Below are 21344 nucleotides of genomic sequence, written 5' to 3'. Positions count from 1 at the left end.
GGTCCGGATCACAGCTGGCCGACCTCGGTGACCCGGACGACCGCCCGGCCCTCCTCGTCGGACGCCGCGAGATCCACCTCGGCCTTGATGCCCCAGTCGTGATCGCCCGCCGGATCGGCGAACGCCTGCCAGACCCGCCACAGTCCGTGCGCCGGGTCCTCCTCGATCTTCAGCAGCTTCGGGCCCCGCGCGTCCGGACCGGTCCCGATCTCCTCGTGCGCGTCCCAGTACGCGTCCAGGGCCTCGCCCCACGCGTCCTCGTCCCACCCGGAGTCACCGTCCAGCTCGCCCAGGTCCCGTACGCGGTCCAGCGCGGCCAGCTCCACCCGGCGGAACATCGCGTTGCGCACCAGCACCCGGAAGGCGCGGGCGTTCGCCGTGACCGGCTTGACCTCGTCCGCCTTCTCCTGGGCCTGCTCGGCGGTCTCCACCTCCGGGTTGGCCAGCTGTTCCCACTCGTCCAGCAGACTGGAGTCCACCTGGCGCACCATCTCGCCCAGCCAGGAGATCAGGTCCTGGAGATCCTCCGACTTCACGTCGTCCGGGATCGTGTGCTCCAGCGCCTTGTACGCGCTCGCCAGATACCGCAGCACGATGCCCTCGGTCCGGGCCAGCTCGTAGTGCGAGGTGAACTCCGTGAAGGTCATGGCGCGTTCGTACATGTCCCGGATCACCGACTTCGGCGACACCGGATGGTCGTTCACCCACGGGTGACTCGTGCGGTACACGTCGTAGGCGTGCCACAGCAGCTCGCTCAGCGGCTTCGGGTACGTGACCTCCTGGAGCCGCTCCATCCGCTCCTCGTACTCGACCCCGTCCGCCTTCATCTGCCCCACGGCCTCGCCGCGCGCCTTGTTCTGCTGGGCGGCCAGGATCTGCCGGGGATCGTCCAGCGTCGACTCGACGACCGAGACCATGTCCAGCGCGTACGAGGGCGAGTCGGCGTCCAGCAGGTCGAACGCGGCCAGCGCGAACGTCGACAGCGGCTGGTTCAGCGCGAAGTCCTGCTGGAGGTCGACGGTCAGACGCACGATCCGCCCCTCGGCGTCCGGCGTCTCCAACCGCTCCACCACCCCACCGTCCAGCAGCGAGCGGTAGATGGCGATGGCCCGCCGGATGTGGCGCAGCTGCGCCCGGCGCGGCTCGTGGTTGTCCTCCAGCAGATGCCGCATCGCCTCGAACGCGTTGCCGGGCCGGGCGATGACCGCGAGCAGCATGGTGTGCGTGACCTTGAAGCGCGAGTTCAGCGGTTCGGGATCCGAGGTGATCAGCTTGTCGAAGGTCGTCTCCGACCAGGCGACGAAGCCCTCCGGGGCCTTCTTGCGGACCACCTTGCGCTTCTTCTTCGGGTCGTCGCCCGCCTTCTTGACGGCCTTCTCGTTCTCGATGACGTGCTCGGGGGCCTGCGCCACCACGAAGCCCGCCGTGTCGAACCCGGCCCGCCCTGCCCGGCCCGCGATCTGGTGGAACTCCCGCGCCCGCAAGGTCCTCACCCGGGTGCCGTCGTACTTGGTGAGCGCCGTGAACAGCACCGTACGGATCGGCACGTTGACGCCGACACCGAGCGTGTCCGTCCCGCAGATCACCTTCAGCAGACCCGCCTGGGCCAGCTTCTCCACCAGACGGCGGTACTTCGGCAGCATCCCCGCGTGGTGCACCCCGATGCCGTGGCGCACATAGCGGGAGAGGTTCTGGCCGAACTTGGTGGTGAAGCGGAAGCCGCCGATCATGTCGGCGATCTTCTCCTTCTCCTCCTTCGTGCACATGTTGATGCTCATCAGCGACTGCGCCCGCTCGACGGCCGCCGCCTGCGTGAAGTGCACGATGTAGACCGGGGACTGCCGGGTGTCCAGCAGCTCGGTCAGCGTCTCGGTGATCGGCGTGAAGCGGTACTCGTAGCTGAGCGGCACCGGACGGGTCGCGGAGCGCACCACGGAGGTGGGCCGCCCGGTGCGCCGGGTCAGGTCCTTCTCGAACATCGAGACGTCGCCGAGCGTGGCCGACATCAGCACGAACTGGGCCTGCGGCAGCTCCAGCAGCGGGATCTGCCACGCCCAGCCGCGGTCCGGCTCCGCGTAGAAGTGGAACTCGTCCATCACGACCTGGCCGATGTCGGCGTACTTGCCGTCGCGCAGCGCGATGGAGGCCAGCACCTCGGCCGTGCAGCAGATCACCGGGGCGTCCGCGTTGACCGAGGCGTCGCCGGTGAGCATGCCGACGTTCTCGGTGCCGAAGAGCTTGCACAGGTCGAAGAACTTCTCCGACACCAGCGCCTTGATCGGCGCCGTGTAGAAGGTGACCTTGTCCTGCGCCAGCGCCGTGAAGTGCGCGGCTGCCGCCACCAGGCTCTTTCCGGAGCCGGTCGGGGTGGAAAGGATCACGTTCGCCCCGGAGACCACCTCGATCAGCGCCTCCTCCTGAGCCGGATAGAGGGTGATGCCCTGGGTCTCGGTCCATGACGAGAAGGCCTCGAAGAGGGCGTCCGGGTCGGGTGTCTTGGGCAGCTGGTCGATGAGGGTCACGCCCCCATCTTGCCTGTCTTCGGCCCGGATGAGGGAACCGGCGGACGGTACGAAGATCACGGGCGATACGCTGCGGTCTCAACCTGCCCGCGCCGTACCGGTGATGGGCGTCCGAAGCGCTGGGGGCGGGAAAAGACCATGATGGGACCGGCACACTCTCTGTCAGGGGCGGCGGCCTGGCTGGGGGTGGGCGCGGCTGCCGCCGCCACGGGCCACACGATGCCCTGGCCCGTCCTCGTCGTCGGGGCGCTGATCTGCGCGGGAGCCGCGCTCGCCCCCGACCTCGACCACAAGTCCGCGACCATCTCGCGTGCCTTCGGACCCCTCTCCAAGGGGCTCTGCGAGATAGCCGACAAGCTCTCGTACGCCGTGTACAAGGCCACCAAGAGCAAGGCCGACCCCCGCCGCACCGGCGGCCACCGCACCCTCACCCACACCTGGTTCTTCGCCGTCCTGATGGGTGCCGGCTGCTCGTTCGCCGCGGTCACCGGCGGGCGCTGGGCGGTCCTCGCGATCCTCTTCGTCCATCTGGTGCTCGCCGTCGAGGGCCTGCTCTGGCGGGCCGCCCGGGTCTCCAGCGACATCCTGGTCTGGCTGCTCGGCGCCACCAGCGCCTGGATCCTCGCCGGCGTCCTGGACCAGCCGGGCAACGGCGCGGGCTGGCTTTTCGACGCCCCCGGCCAGGAGTACATGTGGCTCGGCCTGCCCATCGTGCTCGGAGCCCTGGTCCACGACATCGGGGACGCCCTGACGGTCTCGGGCTGCCCGATCCTGTGGCCGCTGCCGATCGCCGGCAAGCGCTGGTACCCGCTCGGCCCTCCCAAGTTCATGCGGTTCCGGGCCGGCAGCTGGGTGGAGAACAAGGTGCTGATGCCTGCCTTCATGGTCCTCGGGGGAGTGGGCGCCGCCGCCGCCCTCAACTTCATATGACCGATCGCCGCCCGCGCGGGCGGGCGGCGCGCCCCACCCCGTAGCACGATGGCAGCATGCTGCTCGCCGAGCTCGCCCAGGTGTCCCTGGAGGTCGCCGCCACCTCCGCCCGGTCCCGCAAGACGGCGCTCCTCGCCGGCCTCTTCCGGAACGCCGGACCCGAGGACGTCCCCGTCGTCATCCCCTACCTCGCCGGACGGCTGCCCCAGGGCCGCATCGGGGTGGGGTGGCGGAGCCTGGGGGAGCCCGTGGAACCGGCCTGTGACCCCACGCTCACCGTCACCGGCGTCGACGCCGAGCTGACCGCGCTGGCCGCCACCTCCGGCCCCGGCTCCCAGGCCCGGCGCCGCGAACGCCTGCGCACCCTGTTCGCCGCCGCCACCGCCGACGAGCAGCGCTTCCTGCGGGCCCTGCTCACCGGTGAGGTACGCCAGGGGGCCCTGGACGCCGTCGCCGCCGACGCCCTGGCCCACGCCGCCGGAGCACCGCCCGCCGACGTCCGGCGCGCCGTGATGCTCGCCGGGTCCCTCCAGGACGTCGCCACGGTCCTCCTCGCCGACGGCCCCGGAGCCCTGGCCGACTTCCGCCTCACCGTCGGGCGGCCCGTCCAGCCGATGCTCGCGCGCAGCGCCGCCTCGGTGGGCGAGGCCCTCGACAAGCTGGGCCCCTGCGCGGTCGAGGAGAAGCTCGACGGGATCCGGGTGCAGGTCCACCGGGACGGCGAACGGATCCGCGCCTACACCCGGACCCTCGACGACATCACCGACCGGCTGCCCGAACTGGTCTCCGCCGTCGCCGCGCTCCACGCCCGCCGCTTCGTCCTCGACGGCGAGCTGATCGCCCTCGGGGAGGACGGCAGGCCCCGGCCGTTCCAGGAGACCGCCTCCCGGGTGGGCTCACGGCGCGACGTGGCCGGGGCCGCGGCGCACGTGCCGGTCGTCCCCGTCTTCTTCGACGCCCTCCGCGTCGACGGTGAGGATCTCCTCGACCGGCCCTTCGCCGACCGGCACGCGGCCCTGGCCCGGCTGCTCCCCGACGACCTGCGGGTCCGCCGCACCGTCGTCGCCGATCCGGACGCCCCCGAGGCCCGCGCGGCGGCCGACGCGTTCCTCGCCGCCACCCTGGAGCGCGGTCACGAGGGAGTCGTCGTGAAGGACCTGGCCGCCGCCTACAGCGCGGGCCGCCGGGGCGCGTCCTGGCTGAAGGTGAAGCCCGTGCACACCCTGGACCTGGTGGTGCTGGCCGTCGAGCGGGGCAGCGGCCGGCGCACCGGCAAACTCTCCAACCTGCACCTCGGCGCCCGCCGGCCCGACGGCACGTTCGCGATGCTCGGCAAGACCTTCAAGGGGCTCACGGACGCCCTGCTGGACTGGCAGACTGCGCGGCTGCGGGAGCTGGCGACCGACGACGACGGCCACGTCGTCACCGTACGCCCGGAACTCGTCGTGGAGATCGCCTACGACGGACTCCAGCGCTCCACCCGCTACCCGGCCGGGGTCACCCTCCGGTTCGCCCGCGTCCTGCGCTACCGGGAGGACAAGACCGCCCGGGAGGCGGACACCGTGGAGACGGTCCTGTCCCGGCAGCGGTGAGCGCGCCCCGGGCGGTCCGGGGCGCGCTCACCGGGAGACCGGGCGCTCAGTGCTTGATGACCGCCGACGCCGTGTGCTCCTTGATCTGCTCCGGCGTCAGATAGGCGTCCGTGTACTCGAAGTCCCGCAGGGTCGCCGGCTTGCGGGACTGGAACCCGGTCCGTACGAAGTCGTCGCCGGCGACCGCGTTCAGCATCCAGTTCGTCGCCACCCGGGTCTTGGCGACGTTCGTCCGCAGTGCCGACCAGTGGTAGCCGCGCGCCACCGCCTGCGCCGGCAGCCCGCGCAGCTCGATGCCCAGCGGCTTGGACACGGCGTCCTTCCCGCCGAGGTCCACGACGAGCCCCAGGTCCTTGTGCACGTAGTCCCGGAGCGGCTGATGGCGCAGCGAGGCGATCAGGTTGTCCGCCAGCACCCTGCCCTGGCGCATCGCGTGCTGCGCGGTGGGCGGGCAGACCGCCCCGTCGCCCTTGGCCAGATCGGGCACCGCGGCCGCGTCCCCGAGCGAGAACACCCCGTCCGCGCCCGGCAGGCTGAGCTGCGGGGTTACTGCGAGCCGACCGCGCACGGTCTCCGCGCCGAGCGTGGCGATCAGCGGGCTCGCGGCCACCCCGGCGGTCCAGATCAGCGTCCGGCAGGGCAGCACCCGGCCGTCGGTGAACGTGACCTCCTCCGGCCCCGCCTTGGCGATGGAGACCCCGAGCGACACCTCGATGTTCCGCTTGCGGAGCACCTCCAGGGCGGCCTGCCCCAGCTTGTCGCCCAACTCCGGCATCAGCTTGGGCGCGATGTCGATCAGGTGCCACTTGATCAGCCGTGCGTCCAGCCGCGGATAGTGCCGCACCGCGCTCGTGGTGAGGCGCTGGAGGCAGGCGGCCGTCTCGGTGCCCGCGTAACCGCCGCCGACCACCACGAACTGGAGCCGCGAGGCCCGCTCGGCCTCGTCATGACTGGCGTCCGCCAGATCCAGCTGGGCGATGACGTGGTCCCGGACGTACGCGGCCTCGGCCAGCGTCTTCATCCCGCGGGCGTTGTCCAGCAGCCCCGGGATGTCGAAGGTCCGGGTGACGCTGCCCGCCGCCAGCACGATGTAGTCGTACGGCTCGTTCACGATCTCGTCCGTGATCTTCCGGATCACACAGACCTTCGCCCGCGTGTCCACGCCGATCGCCCCGCCCGGCACGATCCGTGTCCGGTGGCGGCGGCTGCGGCGCAGCGACACCGCGACGGACTGCGGTGTGAGCACCCCGGAGGCCACCTGGGGGAGCAGCGGCAGATAGAGCTGGTAGGAGAACGGTGTGACGAGCGTGATCTGGGCCTCTCCCGGAGCGAGCCTGCGCTCCAGGCGGCGTACGCACTCGACGCCTGCGAAGCCGGCGCCGACGACGAGAATCCTGGGTGGTGCCACGGTCTGCGTCCCTTCTCGGGCTTGCGTGGTTCTGCGCTCGCCTGCCCCGTATACCGGGGGATTCACCCCTCATCCTCACCGGACGTGCAGCCATCCGCCTCCTGACGGGGTGGAAACGGGGTCTGCCCGACGCGGCGGCCCCGGACGGAGGCGGTGGAGCGGGATAGCGCGCACGCCGTCGACGATGGCCGAAAGCGCCGGCGTCACCGGCTTCGCCCCGGCGCCGGACGGTGGCCCTCCGGCTCCGCCGAGATCCGCGCGGCCTTGCGCACCGGCCGCTTCCCCACGCTGGTGGACGACCTGGATGAAGCGACAAGGAACGATCCGATCAGAAGCGAATCGCCGTGCGGCGCGCATCGGTCAGGAGCCGGACAGGGCGCCGCGTCCGGGTCCCGCCCCGATCCCTCCACCCCTTGCAGCGACGGGAGTTCGGCCGCCCGCCCCGTGCGAGGATGCAGCGGTGACGACCTCGCCCTCCTCGCCCGCGACCGACGACTCTCCCGCAGCCGGTGATCCGCCCCGCGACGACGGCACCGGGCTGGGCCCACGCGCCGCCGCGGTCCTCGTGTTCGGATCGTCGGCCGCGGTCCTGGTGGTCGAGATCGTGGCCCTGCGACTGCTGGCCCCGTACCTCGGCCTCACCCTGGAAACCAGCACGATGGTGATCGGCGTCGCCCTCACCGCCATCGCGCTGGGCTCCTGGCTGGGCGGGCGCGTCGCCGACCAGGTCGACCCGCTCCGGCTCATCGCCCCGGCGCTCGGCGTCTCGGGCGTGGTCGTCGCACTCACCCCGCTGCTGCTCCGTACCACCGCCGAGTGGTCCCCCGCGCTGCTCCTGCTGGTCGCCTCCGCGACCCTGCTGGTGCCCGGCGCCCTGCTCTCCGCGGTGACCCCGTTCGTGACGAAGCTGCGGCTCACCAGCCTCACCGAGACCGGGACCGTCGTCGGGCGGCTGTCGGGCGTGGGCACCTTCGGCGCCATCGTCGGCACCGTGCTCACCGGATTCGTCCTGGTCTCACGACTGCCCGTCAGCTCCATCCTGATCGGACTCGGCACGCTGCTGGTCCTCGGGGCCGCCCTCGTCGGATGGCGGGCGCGGCGTTGGCGGCGTGCCGCGGCCGTCGCGCTCGCCACCGTCGTCGCGGGCTCCCTGGCCACCGGGTTCGCCCCCGGAGGGTGTGACGCGGAGACCCGGTACCACTGCGCCCAGGTCGTCACGGACCCCGACCGGGACGGCGGACGCACCCTCGTCCTCGACGGACTGAGCCACTCCTACGTCGACGTCGAGGACCCGACCCATCTGAAGTTCGCGTACGTGCGCGCCATCGCGTCGGTGGTCGACACGTCCTTCCCCGGCGGCGAGCCGCTGACCGCCCACCACATCGGGGGCGGCGGCCTCACCCTCCCCCGATACCTCGCGGCCGTGCGCCCCGGGACCCGCAGCACCGTCTCCGAGATCGACGGCGGAGTCGTGCGCATCGACCGCGACCGGTTCGGCCTGGGACCGTCGGCCGCCACCGGCATCGACGTACGGGTGGAGGACGGCCGACTGGGCCTGCGCGGGCTGGAGGAGGGCGGCCACGACCTGGTCGTGGGCGACGCCTTCGGGGGCGTCAGCGTCCCGTGGCACCTCACGACGTCACAGGCGCTGGAGGACGTCCGCCGGGCGCTCGACGAGGACGGGCTGTACGTCGCCAACCTCATCGACCACGGCGCGCTGGCCTTCGCCCGCGCCGAGGTCGCCACCCTCGCCGCGACCTTCGAGCACGTCGCCCTCCTCGGCAAGCCCGCGGACATCGGGCTGGACCCCACGGCGTCCACCGTGGGCGGCAACCTCGTGGTGGTCGCCTCCGACCGGCCGCTCGACGCCCCCGCGATCCAGAAGGCCCTGGACGCCCGGGACGTCGGCTGGAGGATCACCACCGGCGACGACCTCGCCGACTGGACCGGGGACGCCCGGATCCTCACCGACGACCACGCCCCCGTCGACCAGCTCCTCCAGCCCGACCGCACACGGACGGCCCGGTGATCACCGGACCGTCCGCCGGACGGCTCACCCGTGCCAGGACCGCCACAGCGACGCGTACGCGCCGTCCGCCGCCACCAGCTCGTCGTGGCTGCCCAGCTCGCTGATCCTGCCGTCCTCCACGACCGCGATCACATCCGCGTCGTGCGCGGTGTGCAGCCGGTGCGCGATCGCCACCACCGTGCGGCCCTCCAGCACCCGGGCCAGTGAACGCTCCAGGTGACGGGCGGCCCGCGGGTCCAGCAGCGAGGTCGCCTCGTCCAGCACCAGCGTGTGCGGATCGGCCAGCACGAGCCGGGCCAGCGCGATCTGCTGGGCCTGCGCCGGGGTCAGCGCGAACCCGCCCGAGCCGACCTCGGTGTCCAGCCCCTTCTCCAGGGCCTTCGCCCAGCCGTCCGCGTCGACCGCGGCCAGCGACGCCCACAGCTCCGCGTCCTTCGCCCCGTCGCGGGCCAGCAGGAGATTGTCCCGGAGCGAGCCGACGAAGACGTGGTGCTCCTGGTTGACCAGGGCCACGTGCTCGCGGACCCGCTCCGCCGTCATCCGCGACAGCTCCGCCCCGCCGAGCGTCACCTCACCGGTGCGCGGCGCGTAGATCCCCGCCAGCAGCCGGCCCAGCGTGGACTTGCCCGCGCCCGAGGGGCCCACCAGGGCGATCCGGGTGCCCGGAGCCACGTCGAGCGACACCTCGTGCAGCACGTCGACGCCCTCCCGGTACCCGAACCGGACGTCGTCCGCCCGTACGTCCCGGCCGTCCGGACCGACCCCGGCGTCGCCCGCGTCCGGCTCGATCTCCCGGACGCCGACCAGCCGGGCCAGCGACACCTGGGCCACCTGGAGCTCGTCGTACCAGCGCAGGATCAGGTTGATCGGGTCGACCAGCATCTGCGACAGCAGCGCCCCCGTCGTCAGCTGCCCGACCGTGATCCAGCCCTCCAGCACGAACCAGCCGCCGAGCAGCAGCACCGCGCCGAGGACCGTCACGAACGTCGCGTTGATGACCGGGAACAGCACCGAGCGCAGGAACAGCGTGTACCGCTCCCAGGCCGTCCACTCCGTGATCCGCCGGTCCGACAGCGCCACCCGCCGGTCGCCGAGGCGGTGCGCCTCCACGGTCCGCCCGGCGTCCACCGTCTCCGCGAGCATCGCGGCGACGGCCGCGTAACCGGCGGCCTCCGAGCGGTACGCCGAGGGCGCCCGGCGGAAGTACCAGCGGCAGCCCACGATCAGCACCGGCAGCGCGATCACCACGGCCAGCGCCAGCGGGGGAGCGGTCACCGTCATCGCGCCGATCAGCAGGGAGGTCCACACGACGCCGATCGCCAACTGCGGCACGGCCTCACGCATCGCGTTCGCCAGCCGGTCGATGTCCGTGGTGATCCGGGACAGCAGATCGCCCGTCCCGGCCCGCTCCAGGACCCCGGGCGGCAGCCCCACGGACCGTACGAGGAAGTCCTCGCGCAGGTCCGCGAGCATCTCCTCGCCCAGCATCGCCCCGCGCAGCCGCATGGACCGCGTGAACACCGTCTGGATGACCAGCGCGACCGCGAAGATCGCGGCCGTACGCTCCAGATGCAGGTCGGTGACGCCGGCGGACAGGTCCTCCACCAGCCCGCCCAGCAGATACGGTCCGGTGATCGAGGCGATCACCGCCACCGCGTTGACCGTGACCAGGACGGTGAACGCCCTGCGGTGCCGGCGCAGCAGGCTCCGTACGTAACCCCGTACGGTCGTCGGCGTGCCCACGGGCAGCGTCGTCGCCGACTCCGGGGCCGCGGGGTCGTACGCCGGGGGTGCGACGCCGATCATGCCCTCTCCTCGATTTCCTGGATGCTGTTCATGGCGGGGACTTCACCGACGGCGTACGGCGCGCCCGCGGCGGCCGCCTCCTCGTCGGTCTCCCGGGTGACGACCGCCCGGTAGCGGGGTTCGGTGCGCAGCAGGTCGCGGTGGGCTCCCACGGCGACCACCGTGCCCTCGTGGACCAGCACCACCCGGTCGGCGGCGTCGAGCAGCAGCGGGGACGAGGCGAACGCCACCGTCGTACGGCCCCGGCGCAGCTTCGCGATCCCGGCGGCGACCCGCGCCTCGGTGTGCGAGTCGACCGCGGAGGTCGGCTCGTCCAGTACCAGCGCCTCCGGGTCCGTGACCAGCGACCGCGCCAGCGCCAGGCGCTGGCGCTGGCCGCCGGACAGGGACCGGCCGCGCTCGGTGATCCGGGTCCGCATCGGGTCCCCGCCGTTGTCGGGAGAGGCCTGCGCCAGGGCGCTCAGCACGTCACCGCACTGGGCCGCCTCCAACGCCGCCTCGGCGGTGACCAGCCCCGAGGACGGGATGTCCAGCAGCTCCCGCAGCGTGCCGGACAGCAGCACCGGGTCCTTGTCCTGGACCAGCACCGCGGCCCGTGCGGCGTCCAGCGGGAGCTCGTCGAGCGCGACCCCGCCGAGCAGGACCGACGGGGGCGTGGCCGGAGCCTCCCCGTCCTCGCTCTCCTCGCCGGTCTCGGCGTGCCCGCCGAGCCGTTCGGCCAGCCGGCCCGCCTGGTCCGGGTCGCCGCAGACGACGGCCGTGAACTGCCCCCGGGGGGCCATCAGCCCGGTCGCCGGGTCGTACAGGTCGCCGGAGGGCGCCGACCCCTCGACGGTGGCCTCCCGGGTGCTGCGGCGCAGCGACAGCACGCGCACCGCACGCTGGGCGGACGGCCGCGAGAACGAGTACGCCATCGCGATCTCCTCGAAGTGCCGCAGCGGGAACAGCATCAGGGTGACCGCGCTGTAGACGGTGACCAGCTGTCCGACCTCGATACGGCCGTCCCGGGCCAGCGTCGCCCCGTACCAGACCAGGGAGATCAGCAGGACTCCCGGCAGCAGCACCTGCACCGCCGAGATCAGTGCCCACATCCGCGCCGAGCGCACGGCTGCCCCGCGCACCTCCTGGGAGGCGCGGCGGTAACGGCCGAGGAACAGCTCCTCGCCGCCGATTCCGCGCAGCACGCGCAGACCGGCGACCGTGTCCGAGGCCAACTCGGTGGCCTTGCCCGCCTTCTCGCGCTGCTCGTCGGCGCGCCGGGTGGCGCGCGGCAGCAACGGCAGCACGGCCAGGGCGAGCACCGGCATGGCGAGCGCCACCATCAGACCGAGGGACGGGAGGTAGAAGGCCAGCCATACGCAGACCCCCACGAGGGCGATGGCGGCGGCCGCGAAACGGGAGAGCGCCTCGACGAACCAGCCGATCTTCTCCACGTCGCCGGTCGAGACGGCGACGACCTCACCGGCCGCGACCCGTCGCGTCAGCGCCGATCCCAGCTCCGCGGTCTTGCGGGCGAGCAGCTGCTGGACCCGGGCCGCGGCGGTGATCCAGTTGGTCACGGCGGTGCGGTGGAGCATGGTGTCGCCGAGGGCCAGCACGATGCCGAGGATCGCGATGAGACCGCCCGCCAGGGCCAGCCGGCTTCCCGAGCGGTCGATGACGGCCTGGACGGCGAGACCCACGCCGACCGGCATACCGGCGATGCCCAGTTGGTGCAGCAGCCCCCAGCAGAGGGCCTTCACCTGCCCCCCGAGCTGGTTGCGCCCGAGCCAGTAGAGGAAACGAGGGCCTGAACGGACATCGGGGTCGCCGGGATCCGAATACGGAAGGTCGCGAATCTGCATGACGTCCCAGGGCTTGTGAAACGGAGATCCGGAAGGACCCCTAAGAACAGGTTGACGTGCAAGGTTCCCTGTTCGTCCCGGTCCGGGGCAACCGGTTTTCCGGCCCTCTCCGCCGCCCTGCGGGGTCCCGGGCCCAGCCCCGGGACCCCGGGGACATCACTCCGCGGGCTTCTCCGAGTCCACGCCGGACCGGGTCTTCTTCCACTCGCCCCGGGTGAAGTCCGGGATCGGCAGCGGAGCGCCCTTGGCCTTGATGGAGAGGTGGCTCAGCGGCACGGGGGCGGTCCAGGTCGCCGCGTCGTACACGTCGAAGTCCGGGACCAGGCCGAGCCGCATGCACTGCATCAACCGGAAGACCATCATGTAGTCCATGCCGCCGTGCCCGCCCGGCGGGTTCGCGTGCTCCTTCCAGAGCCAGTGGTCCCACTCGGCGTACTTCTTGAAGTCGTCCCACTGGTGGTTGGTGTTCGTGGGCTCCAGGTAGATGCGCTCCGGGTAGTCCTCGAACACGCCCCGCGTACCGCCGAGGCTGTTGATACGGGAGTACGGGTGCGGGGACGACACATCGTGCTCCAGCCGGATCACCCGGCCCTTGGCCGTCTGGACGAGGCTGATCGTCCGGTCGGCCCCGATGTAGGACTCCTTCCAGCTGGGGTCGCCGGCCGGCATGCGCTCCTTCCGGTACTCGGCGAGCGACAGGGCCGGGGTGCCGATGCTCGAGATGCTTGACGCCCGGTCGCCCCGGTTGACGTCCATGTAGTTGGCGACCGGCCCGAACCCGTGGTTGGGGTAGAGGTCACCGCGCAGCCGGGTGTGCCACAGCCGGCGCCAGGGCCCCTCGTAGTAGTCGGGGTCGAACATCAGCTCGCGCAGATCGTGGTTGTAGGCGCCCGCCCCGTGCAGCAGATCGCCGAAGAGACCCGCGTGCGCCATGCGCAGCACCCGCATCTCGTTCCTGCCGTAACAACAGTTCTCCAACTGCATGCAGTGCCGTCGGGTCCGCTCGGAGAGGTCCACCAACTGCCACAGCTCGTCCAGCCGCATGGCGATCGGGCACTCCACGCCGACGTGCTTCCCGTTCAGCATCGCCGTCTTCGCCATCGGGAAGTGCAGCTCCCAGGGCGTCGCCACGTAGACGAAGTCGAGGTCCCCGCGCTTGCAGAGGTTCTCGTAGTCGTCCTCGCCCTTGGCATAGACGGTGGGTGCGGGCTGACCGGCGGCCGTCACCTTGGCCGCGGCCCTCTCCGCCTTGTCCCGGACCGGGTCGCAGACCGCCTTCACCTGGACACCCGGCACGGCGAGGAACAGGTCGATCATGCTGCCGCCGCGGTTGCCGAGGCCCACGATGCCGACCCGGATCGTGGAGCGTCCCTCGAAGCGGACGCCCGCCATGGTGCGGCCCTGCCGGGCCGGAGCGGCGGCGGCCGCTTCCGCGGCGGAGAGGGCCTGCGGTGCGGTCGACTCGGCCGCCGACGCGTTTCCCGTCCCCAGAGCGCCGAGGCCGATTCCGGCGCCGGCCACACCCGCCGTGGTCCACAGCACCGAACGGCGGCTGGGATCCTGCCGCGCCGGCTCGTCGGCCGCGCCGCTGTGCGGGGGCATGTCCTGCGGTTCCGGTGCGGGCCGAGCGTCGTCGTTCATCGAGCCTCCAGGTGGGGTTGGGGGTTCAGACGGTGCGCGAGCGCGTCCGGTCCCCGTACGGATGACGAGCGCGGGGACCGGGTCTCGGTAAGGACCCTGGGGGGTGAGGCTGATGGTGCGCAAGAGAAGTATTTGGACTCTCGTCCTCAAACCATGGACTTTCTTCACGGCACGCCGAAGCCCCGACTGGTGTAACCAATCGGGGCCCGGAAACGCTCAGATGTGCACGTCGGACGGGGTGTTCCCGCCCGACGTCACGGGCTCACGGGAGGGTCGGCCGGGTGGCGTGCTCCAGCTCGATCAGCGCCGAGCGGTAGGGACGCCCGGTGGCCCGTTCCATGCCGATCTCGCACATCCGGTTCGCCGACAGATGGGCGTCGTAGGCGCGGAGACCGACCTCGGCCGCCTCCTTGGCCGTCGCCGAGTCGGTCAACTCCTTGTGCAGCATCCCCCGGTCGCCCGCGAAGGCGCAGCACCCCGCGTCGTCCGGTACCACCACCTCGTCCGCGCACGCCTCGGCCACCGCACGCAACTGCCCCACGTCGCCCAGGTGTTCCATCGAACACGTCGGATGCACGACGGCCGACCCGGTGGTGCGGAACACCGTCAGCTCCGGGAGCAGTTCCTCCGCCGCCCACACCAGCGAGTCCACGACGGTCAGTTCACGGTGCAGTGCCCGGTTGTCCGCGCTGAGGTAGGGCACCACCTCCTCGGCGATGCCGAGCGTGCACGAGGACGCGTCCACGACCAGCGGCAGTGTCCCGCCCGCCGTCCAGCCCCAGGCCGCCTCGACGATGCGGTTCGCCATGACCCTGTTGCCCGCGTCGTACCCCTTGGAGTGCCAGATCGTCGCGCAGCACGTGCCCGCGACGTCCTCGGGGATCCAGACGGGCTTTCCGGCCCGCGCCGACACGGCGACGACCGCCTCGGCCAGGGGGAGGCCGGCGACGCCGTCCGGCCCGGCGAAGATGCGGTTGACGCAGGCCGGGTAGTAGACGGCGCTCGCCCCGACCCGGTCCGTGGGCGGCAGCCGTCGGGCCGCCCCCGGGGTCCGGGGCAGCAACTCCGGCACGAGATCGGGTCGGACGGCCTTGCGGGCGAGCCGCGTCAGGGCCCCGAGCGGGCGGTCGCCCACCCGGTCGCCGACCGCGTCGGCCACCGCCACGGCCAGCCGCGCCGAGGCCTCCACCAGCCGGAAGTTCTTCGCGGTCAGCGCGGCGATCCGCTCCTCGCGCGGGGTGTGCCTGCGGTGCCGGAATCCCTTCATCATCGCCCCGGTGTCGATGCCGACCGGACAGGCGAGCTTGCAGGTGGAGTCCCCGGCGCAGGTGTCCACGGCGTCGTACCCGTAGGCGTCCAGCAGACCGGTCTCGACCGGTGCGCCGTCCGCCTGGCGCATCATCTCCCGGCGCAGCACGATCCGCTGGCGCGGCGTGGTCGTCAGATCCTCGCTGGGGCAGGTCGGTTCGCAGAAGCCGCACTCGATGCACGGGTCGGCGACCGCCTCCACCTTCGGAATGGTCTTCAGACCTCGCAGATGGGCCTGCGGATCCCGGTCCAGGACGATACGGGGAGCGAGCACCCCGGCGGGGTCGATGAGCTGCTTCGTCCGCCACATCAACGCGGTGGCGCGCGGTCCCCACTCCCGCTCCAGGAACGGCGCGATATTGCGTCCGGTGGCGTGCTCCGCCTTGAGCGACCCGTCGAAACGGTCCACCACCAGCGCGCAGAACTCCTGCATGAAGGCGTCGTACCGCTCGACGTCGGCCGGCTTCGCCGCGTCGAACGCCAGCAGGAAATGCAGGTTGCCGTGGGCGGCGTGGCCTGCCACGGCGGCGTCGAAACCATGGCGCTGCTGGAGCTCCAGCAGCGCCTCGCAGGCATCCGCCAGCCGGGCGGGCGGCACGGCGAAGTCCTCCGTGATCAGGGTGGTGCCGGACGGCCGGGACCCGCCGACCGCCGTGACGAACGCCTTGCGGGCCTTCCAGTACCCGGCGATCGTCCCGGCGTCCCGGGTGAAGGCGTTGGTCACCGACACGGCCGGAACCACCAGGTCCAGACCGGCGACGACGGCGTCGGCCGCCCGCTCGAACGCCTCCTGGCCCGCCTCGTCGGCCGCCCGGAACTCCACGAGCAGCGCGGTCGTGGTCCGGGGCAGCGCCGCCCAGTCGGCCGGCACGCCCGGCACGCTGACCGAGGCGCGCAGGGTGTTGCCGTCCATCAGCTCCACGGCGATGGCCCCCGCCTCGTTGAAGCGGGGCACGGCTGCCGCGGCGGCGGTCAGGGAGGGGAAGAACAGCAGGGCGCTGGAGATCCGCCGGTCCAGCGGCAGGGTGTCGAAGACGACCTCGGAGATGAAACCGAACGTGCCCTCGGAGCCGACCATCAGACCCCGCAGGATCTCCACCGGCGTCGCCCCGTCGAGGAAGGCGTCCAGGCGGTATCCGTTGGTGTTCTTGATCGTGTACTTGGCGCGGATTCGTGCGGTCAGCTCCTCGTCCGCCTCGATCTCCGCCTTCAGCTCCAGCAGCCCCGCGCACAGCCCGGGCTCGGCGCGGGCCAGCTCCTCGTCGGCGGCCGGGGCGGCGGTGTCGACGACGGTGCCGCTCGGCAGCACGAAGGTGAGCGAGGCGAGGGTCCGGTAGGAGTTGCGGGTGGTGCCCGCGGTCATGCCGGAGGCGTTGTTGGCGACGACCCCGCCGACGGTGCAGGCGATGGCGCTGGCCGGATCGGGGCCCAGCAGCCTGCCGTACCGGGCGAGGGTGATGTTGGCACGCATCACCGTCGTCCCCGGCCCGATCCGCGCCCGCGCCCCCTCGTCGAGCACCTCGACGCCGGTCCAGTGGCGGCGTACGTCGACGAGGATGTCCTCGCCCTGCGCCTGGCCGTTGAGGCTGGTGCCGGCGGCCCGGAAGACCACCTCACGGCCCTTGCCGTGGGCGTACGACAGGATCGCGGAGACGTCGTCGAGGTCCTCGGGGACCAGCACGACCCGGGGGAGGAACCGGTAGGGGCTGGCGTCGGAGGCGTACCGCACCAGGTCGGAGATCTTCCAGAGCACCTTGTCGGCGCCGAGCAGGGCGGTCAGCTCACTCCGCAGCGGCTCCGGGGTGCCGCCCGCGCTGCGGTCGGTGACCCGGTCGGGGGCGGGTTCCCGTGCCGTTCCGGGGCGCAGGGCTTCCGGGTCGGGCTCCAGCAGCGGCATGTCGGCCATCTCCTCGGCGGTTCGGCGCGGTGTTCAGCAGTGGCGTTCCGGCAGGCCGTCGACCAGAGCGGACAGCAGCCCGCCGAGCACCTCGCGCTGATCGGCGGTCAATGGGGTCAGGATCTCCTCTGCGGCGGCCCGGCGCGCGCTGCGCAGGGACCGCAGCGTGGCGCGGCCCTCGTCCGTGATCTCGACACGGACCACCCGGCGGCTGTCGGGATCGGGTGCGCGGCGGACCCGGCCGCTCGCCTCCAGGGCGTCGACCAGTGTCGTCACGGCGCGCGGAACGACGTCCAGACGCCGGGCGAGATCCGCCATCCGGGGGGCCGCGTCGTAGCTCGCGACCGTCCGCAGCAGCCGGAACTGCGCCGGGGTGATGTCGATCGGCTCCAACTGGCGGCTCTGGATGCGGTGCAGCCGGCGGGTCAGCCGCAGCAACTGCTCGGCGAGCATGCCGTCGGTGTCCGGGGACCCGGGGGAGTCGGGGGAGCCGGGCGGACCGGGGGAGTCGGGGGCGTCCATGCGGGAACAATATCAGGACCTGGTTCATTGTGAGTATAGGTAACAATGAGCTAAGCTCTGCATATGCGAGGGTCGGGTCTGCCCGGCCCTCGCCCCACGCCCGACGAAGGAGCCCATGAAACCCGACGAGCCCACGTGGACGCCCCCACCCGACGCCGCTGCCGACCGGCCGCCGGCCGAGGTGCGCCGTATCCTCCGCCTCTTCCACCCCTACCGCGGCCGACTGGCCGTCGTCGGCCTGCTGGTCGGCGCGTCCTCCCTGGTGTCGGTCGCCTCCCCGTTCCTGCTGCGCGAGATCCTGGACACCGCGATCCCGCAGGGGCGCACGGGCCTGCTGACCCTGCTGGCGCTCGGCATGATCCTCACCGCAGTGATGACCAGCGTCTTCGGTGTGCTCCAGACGCTGATCTCGACCACCGTCGGCCAGCGCGTCATGCACGACCTGCGCACCGCCGTCTACACCCAGCTCCAGCGGATGCCGCTCGCCTTCTTCACCCGCACCCGCACGGGCGAGGTCCAGTCCCGCATCGCCAACGACATCGGCGGTATGCAGGCGACGGTCACCTCCACCGCGACCTCGCTGGTCTCCAACCTCACGGCCGTCATCGCGACCGTCGTCGCCATGCTCGCCCTCGACTGGCGGCTCACCGTCGTCTCGCTGCTCCTGCTGCCGGTCTTCGTCGCGATCAGCCGCCGCGTCGGCCGCGAGCGGAAGAGGATCACCACCCAGCGTCAGAAGCAGATGGCCGCGATGGCCGCCACGGTCACCGAGTCCCTCTCGGTCAGCGGGATCCTCCTCGGCCGCACGATGGGCCGCAGCGACTCCCTCACCCGGGGCTTCGCCGAGGAGTCCGAGCGCCTGGTCGACCTCGAAGTGCGCTCCAGCATGGCGGGCCGCTGGCGGATGTCGACCATCGGCATCGTGATGGCCGCCATGCCCGCCGTCATCTACTGGGCGGCCGGGCTCACCTTCGCGTCCGGAGCGGCCGCCGTCTCCATCGGCACGCTGGTCGCCTTCGTCACGCTTCAACAGGGGCTGTTCCGACCTGCGGTCAGCCTGCTCTCCACCGGTGTGCAGATGCAGACCTCCCTCGCCCTCTTCCAGCGCATCTTCGAATACCTCGACCTCACGGTGGACATCACCGAACCGGAGAAGCCGGTCCGCCTGGAGAAGATCCGCGGCGAGATCGCCTTCGAGGACGTCGACTTCCGTTACGACGAGAAGAACGGCCCGACGCTCACCGGCATCGACGTCACCGTTCCCGCCGGCAGCAGCCTCGCGGTCGTCGGATCCACCGGTTCCGGCAAGTCCACCCTGAGCTACCTCGTGCCCCGGCTGTACGACGTCACCGGCGGCCGGGTCACCATCGACGGGATCGACGTCCGCGACCTGGACTTCGACACCCTCGCCCGGGCGGTCGGCGTCGTCTCCCAGGAGACCTACCTCTTCCACGCCTCGGTCGCCGAGAACCTGCGCTTCGCCAAGCCGGACGCCACCGAGGAGGAGATCGAGGCCGCGGCCCGCGCCGCACAGATCCACGAACACATCGCCTCCCTGCCCGACGGTTACGACACCCTGGTCGGCGAGCGCGGCTACCGCTTCTCGGGCGGTGAGAAGCAGCGCCTCGCCATCGCCCGCACCATCCTGCGCGACCCGCCGGTGCTGATCCTCGACGAGGCGACCAGCGCGCTCGACACCCGTACGGAACAGGCCGTGCAGCAAGCGATCGACGCCCTGTCCGCCGGACGGACCACGCTCACCATCGCGCACCGCCTCTCCACCGTCCGCGACGCGGACCAGATCGTCGTCCTGGAGGACGGCCGGGCCGCCGAGCGGGGCACGCACGAGGAACTGCTCGACCGCGACGGCCGCTACGCCGCCCTGATCCGCCGCGACTCCCATCCGGCCCCGGTCCCCGCCCCCTGACGCCACCGACGTGATGCGCGTACGGCATGATCGCCGCGCATGAGAGCTCTCCTCGGGGTGGAACTCCCCGGCTACCGGACCGTGGACACCGACACCTGGCTGAACGATCACGGTGATGTGCTGTCGCTGCACTTCTTCGACCTGCCGCCCGATCTGCCCGCCGCACTGGACGACGGCCCCGCCCTGCGCCACGGCCTGACCCACTTCACCGCCCGAGCGGGCGGCGGGCTCGTCGAGGCGTCGGTGAAGCGACTGGGCGAGCTTCCGGCCCTGCGCCAGATACTCAAGCTGCCACTGCCGGGGCAGCCCAGCGGGCAGGCGTTCATCGGCAGCTTCACCGTGCCGCGCGCCGGGTGCAGCACCGTGGTGAAGATCCAGGCCGCGGAGCGCGGCATGACGGGCATGCGGGAAGCCGTGGTGATGGCCAAGCTCGGCCCCGATCACTACTTCCGGCCGCACCCCTACGCCCCCGAGGTCCAGGGCGGGCTGCCCTTCCACGCGGCGGACCACGACCGGTGGGACGCGGAGTTCCCGGACCATCCGCTCACCCGGGTCCGCCGGACGCTCGACATCCTCGCGGCGGCGGTGACGGTGGACCCCGGGTTCGCCGCCCTGCCGGCCTTCACCGGTCCGGCCGCGCCGAACGGCTGAGCCGGCGGGCCCAGCACGAGCGGCGGCGCCGCCGCTCCCGTGGGACGGGGAGCGACGGCGCCGGGTGGAGCGATGGTCAGACGAGCCAACCCACGAAGTGGACGACGCCGGCAAGCAGGTTGGTCAGGAAGTTCATCTGGTCTTTCTCCTTGTACGTGGTGCATCTGTGGGACTGCGCAGTAGCGGTCTGCAGCCCGTTGACTGCGCTCTGCAATCATCACGCCCCGGACGGGTGAACAGCAATGAATCCCCTGACGATCACACGTTCCAGCGAACACCCGAGCCCCTGTTCGTGTGTTCTGTGCGTCGTGCGTTCTGGTCCGCCCGGTACGGCGTTCGTGTCGCCGGGGCCGACGCCGTGGCCGAGCTACCGGCCGTGGCCCGCGCCCCGGGTTAACGTGCCCGCATGGTGAACGAGTCCCCGGACGCCCGACCCCGTCGCAGACTCCGCCCGACCCGCCGCGGAAAGGTCGTCCTGGCCGTCGGCGCCCTGCTCGTCGCGTCGGCCGCCGTCCTGATCCCGCTGTCCCTGACCGGATCGGACGAGGGCGGGCGGGAGGAGGAGCGTCCGCGAAGCACCCTGATGATCCCCGAGGGCCGACGCGCCTCGCAGGTGTACGAGGCCGTCGACCAGGCGCTCGGCCTGAAGCCCGGCAGCACGGGGAAAGTCGCGACGACGGTGGACCTGGCACTGCCGGCCCAGGCCGAGGGCAACCCCGAGGGGTACCTCTTCCCGGCCACCTATCCGCTCGACGCCGCGACCGAACCGGCGGGCCTGCTGCGGTACATGGCGGACACCGCCCGCAAGCACTTCGGCGCGGACCACGTCACGGCGGGAGCCCAGCGCAACAACGTCTCCGTCTACGACACGATCACGATCGCCAGCATCGTCCAGGCCGAGGCCGACACCGCGTCCGACATGGGCAAGGTGGCCCGGGTCGTCTACAACCGGTTGCTGAAGGACATGCCCTTGCAGATGGACTCCACCATCAACTACGCCCTCAAGCGCTCCACCCTGGACACGACGACTGCCGACACCCAACTGGACAGCCCGTACAACAGCTACCGGATCAAGGGGCTGCCCCCGACCCCCATCGGCAACCCCGGGGAGGAGGCGTTGCGCGCGGCCGTCAGCCCCACGCCCGGGCCCTGGCTGTACTTCGTCACGGTCGGTCCCGGCGACACCCGGTTCACCGACAGCTACGACGAACAACAGGAGAACGTCGAGGAGTTCAACCGCACCCGCGCCTCCGCCGCCACGGGCTGA

The 21344-nt window shown here is 71.9% G+C and carries 13 protein-coding genes; 6 read left to right on the top strand and 7 right to left on the bottom strand.

The annotated features are described in order from the left end of the window. Positions 1–8: 8 nt before the first annotated feature. The gene (locus tag DTB53_RS01810; RefSeq protein ID WP_030704347.1) at positions 9–2522 is read right to left on the bottom strand and encodes a DEAD/DEAH box helicase; all 2514 of its coding nucleotides are present in this window, start codon (positions 2520–2522) and stop codon (positions 9–11) included. A 138-nt stretch (positions 2523–2660) separates the two neighbouring features. On the opposite strand from DTB53_RS01810, the gene DTB53_RS01805 reads away from it, so the two are divergent. Both DTB53_RS01805 and DTB53_RS01800 read left to right on the top strand, forming a co-directional pair. Next, entirely contained in the window at positions 2661–3452 is a 792-nt protein-coding gene (locus DTB53_RS01805; RefSeq protein ID WP_003970637.1) for a metal-dependent hydrolase, read from the top strand. A 56-nt stretch (positions 3453–3508) separates the two neighbouring features. After that, positions 3509–5044, top strand: a complete 1536-nt coding sequence (locus DTB53_RS01800) for an ATP-dependent DNA ligase (protein ID WP_012381855.1) — start codon at positions 3509–3511, stop codon at positions 5042–5044. 46 nt (positions 5045–5090) lie between these two features. On the opposite strand, the gene DTB53_RS01795 is transcribed toward DTB53_RS01800, so the two are convergent. Then, positions 5091–6452: an NAD(P)/FAD-dependent oxidoreductase gene (locus DTB53_RS01795; RefSeq protein WP_042497629.1), complete on the bottom strand. Its 1362-nt coding sequence runs from the start codon at positions 6450–6452 to the stop codon at positions 5091–5093. A gap of 460 nt (positions 6453–6912) precedes the next feature. On the opposite strand from DTB53_RS01795, the gene DTB53_RS01790 reads away from it, so the two are divergent. After that, the gene (locus tag DTB53_RS01790; protein ID WP_012381857.1) at positions 6913–8481 is read left to right on the top strand and encodes a fused MFS/spermidine synthase; all 1569 of its coding nucleotides are present in this window, start codon (positions 6913–6915) and stop codon (positions 8479–8481) included. Positions 8482–8505: 24 nt separating this feature from the next. Here the strand turns inward: DTB53_RS01790 and DTB53_RS01785 are convergent, their stop codons facing one another. The 5 genes from DTB53_RS01785 to DTB53_RS01765 all read right to left on the bottom strand — a co-directional run bounded on the left by DTB53_RS01785 (position 8506) and on the right by DTB53_RS01765 (position 17499). After that, the gene (locus tag DTB53_RS01785) at positions 8506–10287 is read right to left on the bottom strand and encodes an ABC transporter ATP-binding protein (RefSeq protein ID WP_003970641.1); all 1782 of its coding nucleotides are present in this window, start codon (positions 10285–10287) and stop codon (positions 8506–8508) included. Next, positions 10284–12131 (bottom strand): ABC transporter transmembrane domain-containing protein, encoded by a 1848-nt coding sequence (locus DTB53_RS01780; protein ID WP_012381858.1) that lies wholly within the window; start codon positions 12129–12131, stop codon positions 10284–10286. The genes DTB53_RS01785 and DTB53_RS01780 overlap by 4 nt, the downstream gene beginning before the upstream one ends. 156 nt (positions 12132–12287) lie before the next feature. Then, positions 12288–13772: a Gfo/Idh/MocA family protein gene (locus DTB53_RS01775; protein ID WP_012381859.1), complete on the bottom strand. Its 1485-nt coding sequence runs from the start codon at positions 13770–13772 to the stop codon at positions 12288–12290. 262 nt (positions 13773–14034) lie between these two features. Next, entirely contained in the window at positions 14035–16977 is a 2943-nt protein-coding gene (locus tag DTB53_RS01770) for an FAD-binding and (Fe-S)-binding domain-containing protein (RefSeq protein WP_012381860.1), read from the bottom strand. 33 nt (positions 16978–17010) lie between these two features. After that, positions 17011–17499: a MarR family winged helix-turn-helix transcriptional regulator gene (locus DTB53_RS01765; protein WP_003970645.1), complete on the bottom strand. Its 489-nt coding sequence runs from the start codon at positions 17497–17499 to the stop codon at positions 17011–17013. A 115-nt stretch (positions 17500–17614) separates the two neighbouring features. Between DTB53_RS01765 and DTB53_RS01760 the strand changes: the two genes are divergently transcribed. The 3 genes from DTB53_RS01760 to mltG all read left to right on the top strand — a co-directional run bounded on the left by DTB53_RS01760 (position 17615) and on the right by mltG (position 21344). After that, positions 17615–19426 (top strand): ABC transporter ATP-binding protein, encoded by a 1812-nt coding sequence (locus tag DTB53_RS01760; RefSeq protein ID WP_012381861.1) that lies wholly within the window; start codon positions 17615–17617, stop codon positions 19424–19426. Between the two features lie 39 nt (positions 19427–19465). Then, on the top strand, positions 19466–20077 hold the full coding sequence (locus tag DTB53_RS01755) for a hypothetical protein (protein ID WP_003970647.1): 612 nt from the start codon (positions 19466–19468) through the stop codon (positions 20075–20077). 406 nt (positions 20078–20483) lie between these two features. Then, complete coding sequence (mltG, locus tag DTB53_RS01750; RefSeq protein WP_003970648.1) at positions 20484–21344, top strand: endolytic transglycosylase MltG; 861 nt, start codon at positions 20484–20486, stop codon at positions 21342–21344.

It is taken from the genome of Streptomyces griseus (assembly GCF_900460065.1).
In the GTDB taxonomy this organism is placed as follows: Bacteria; Actinomycetota; Actinomycetes; order Streptomycetales; family Streptomycetaceae; genus Streptomyces; species Streptomyces griseus.
This window is presented reverse-complemented; position numbering and strand designations above follow the sequence as displayed.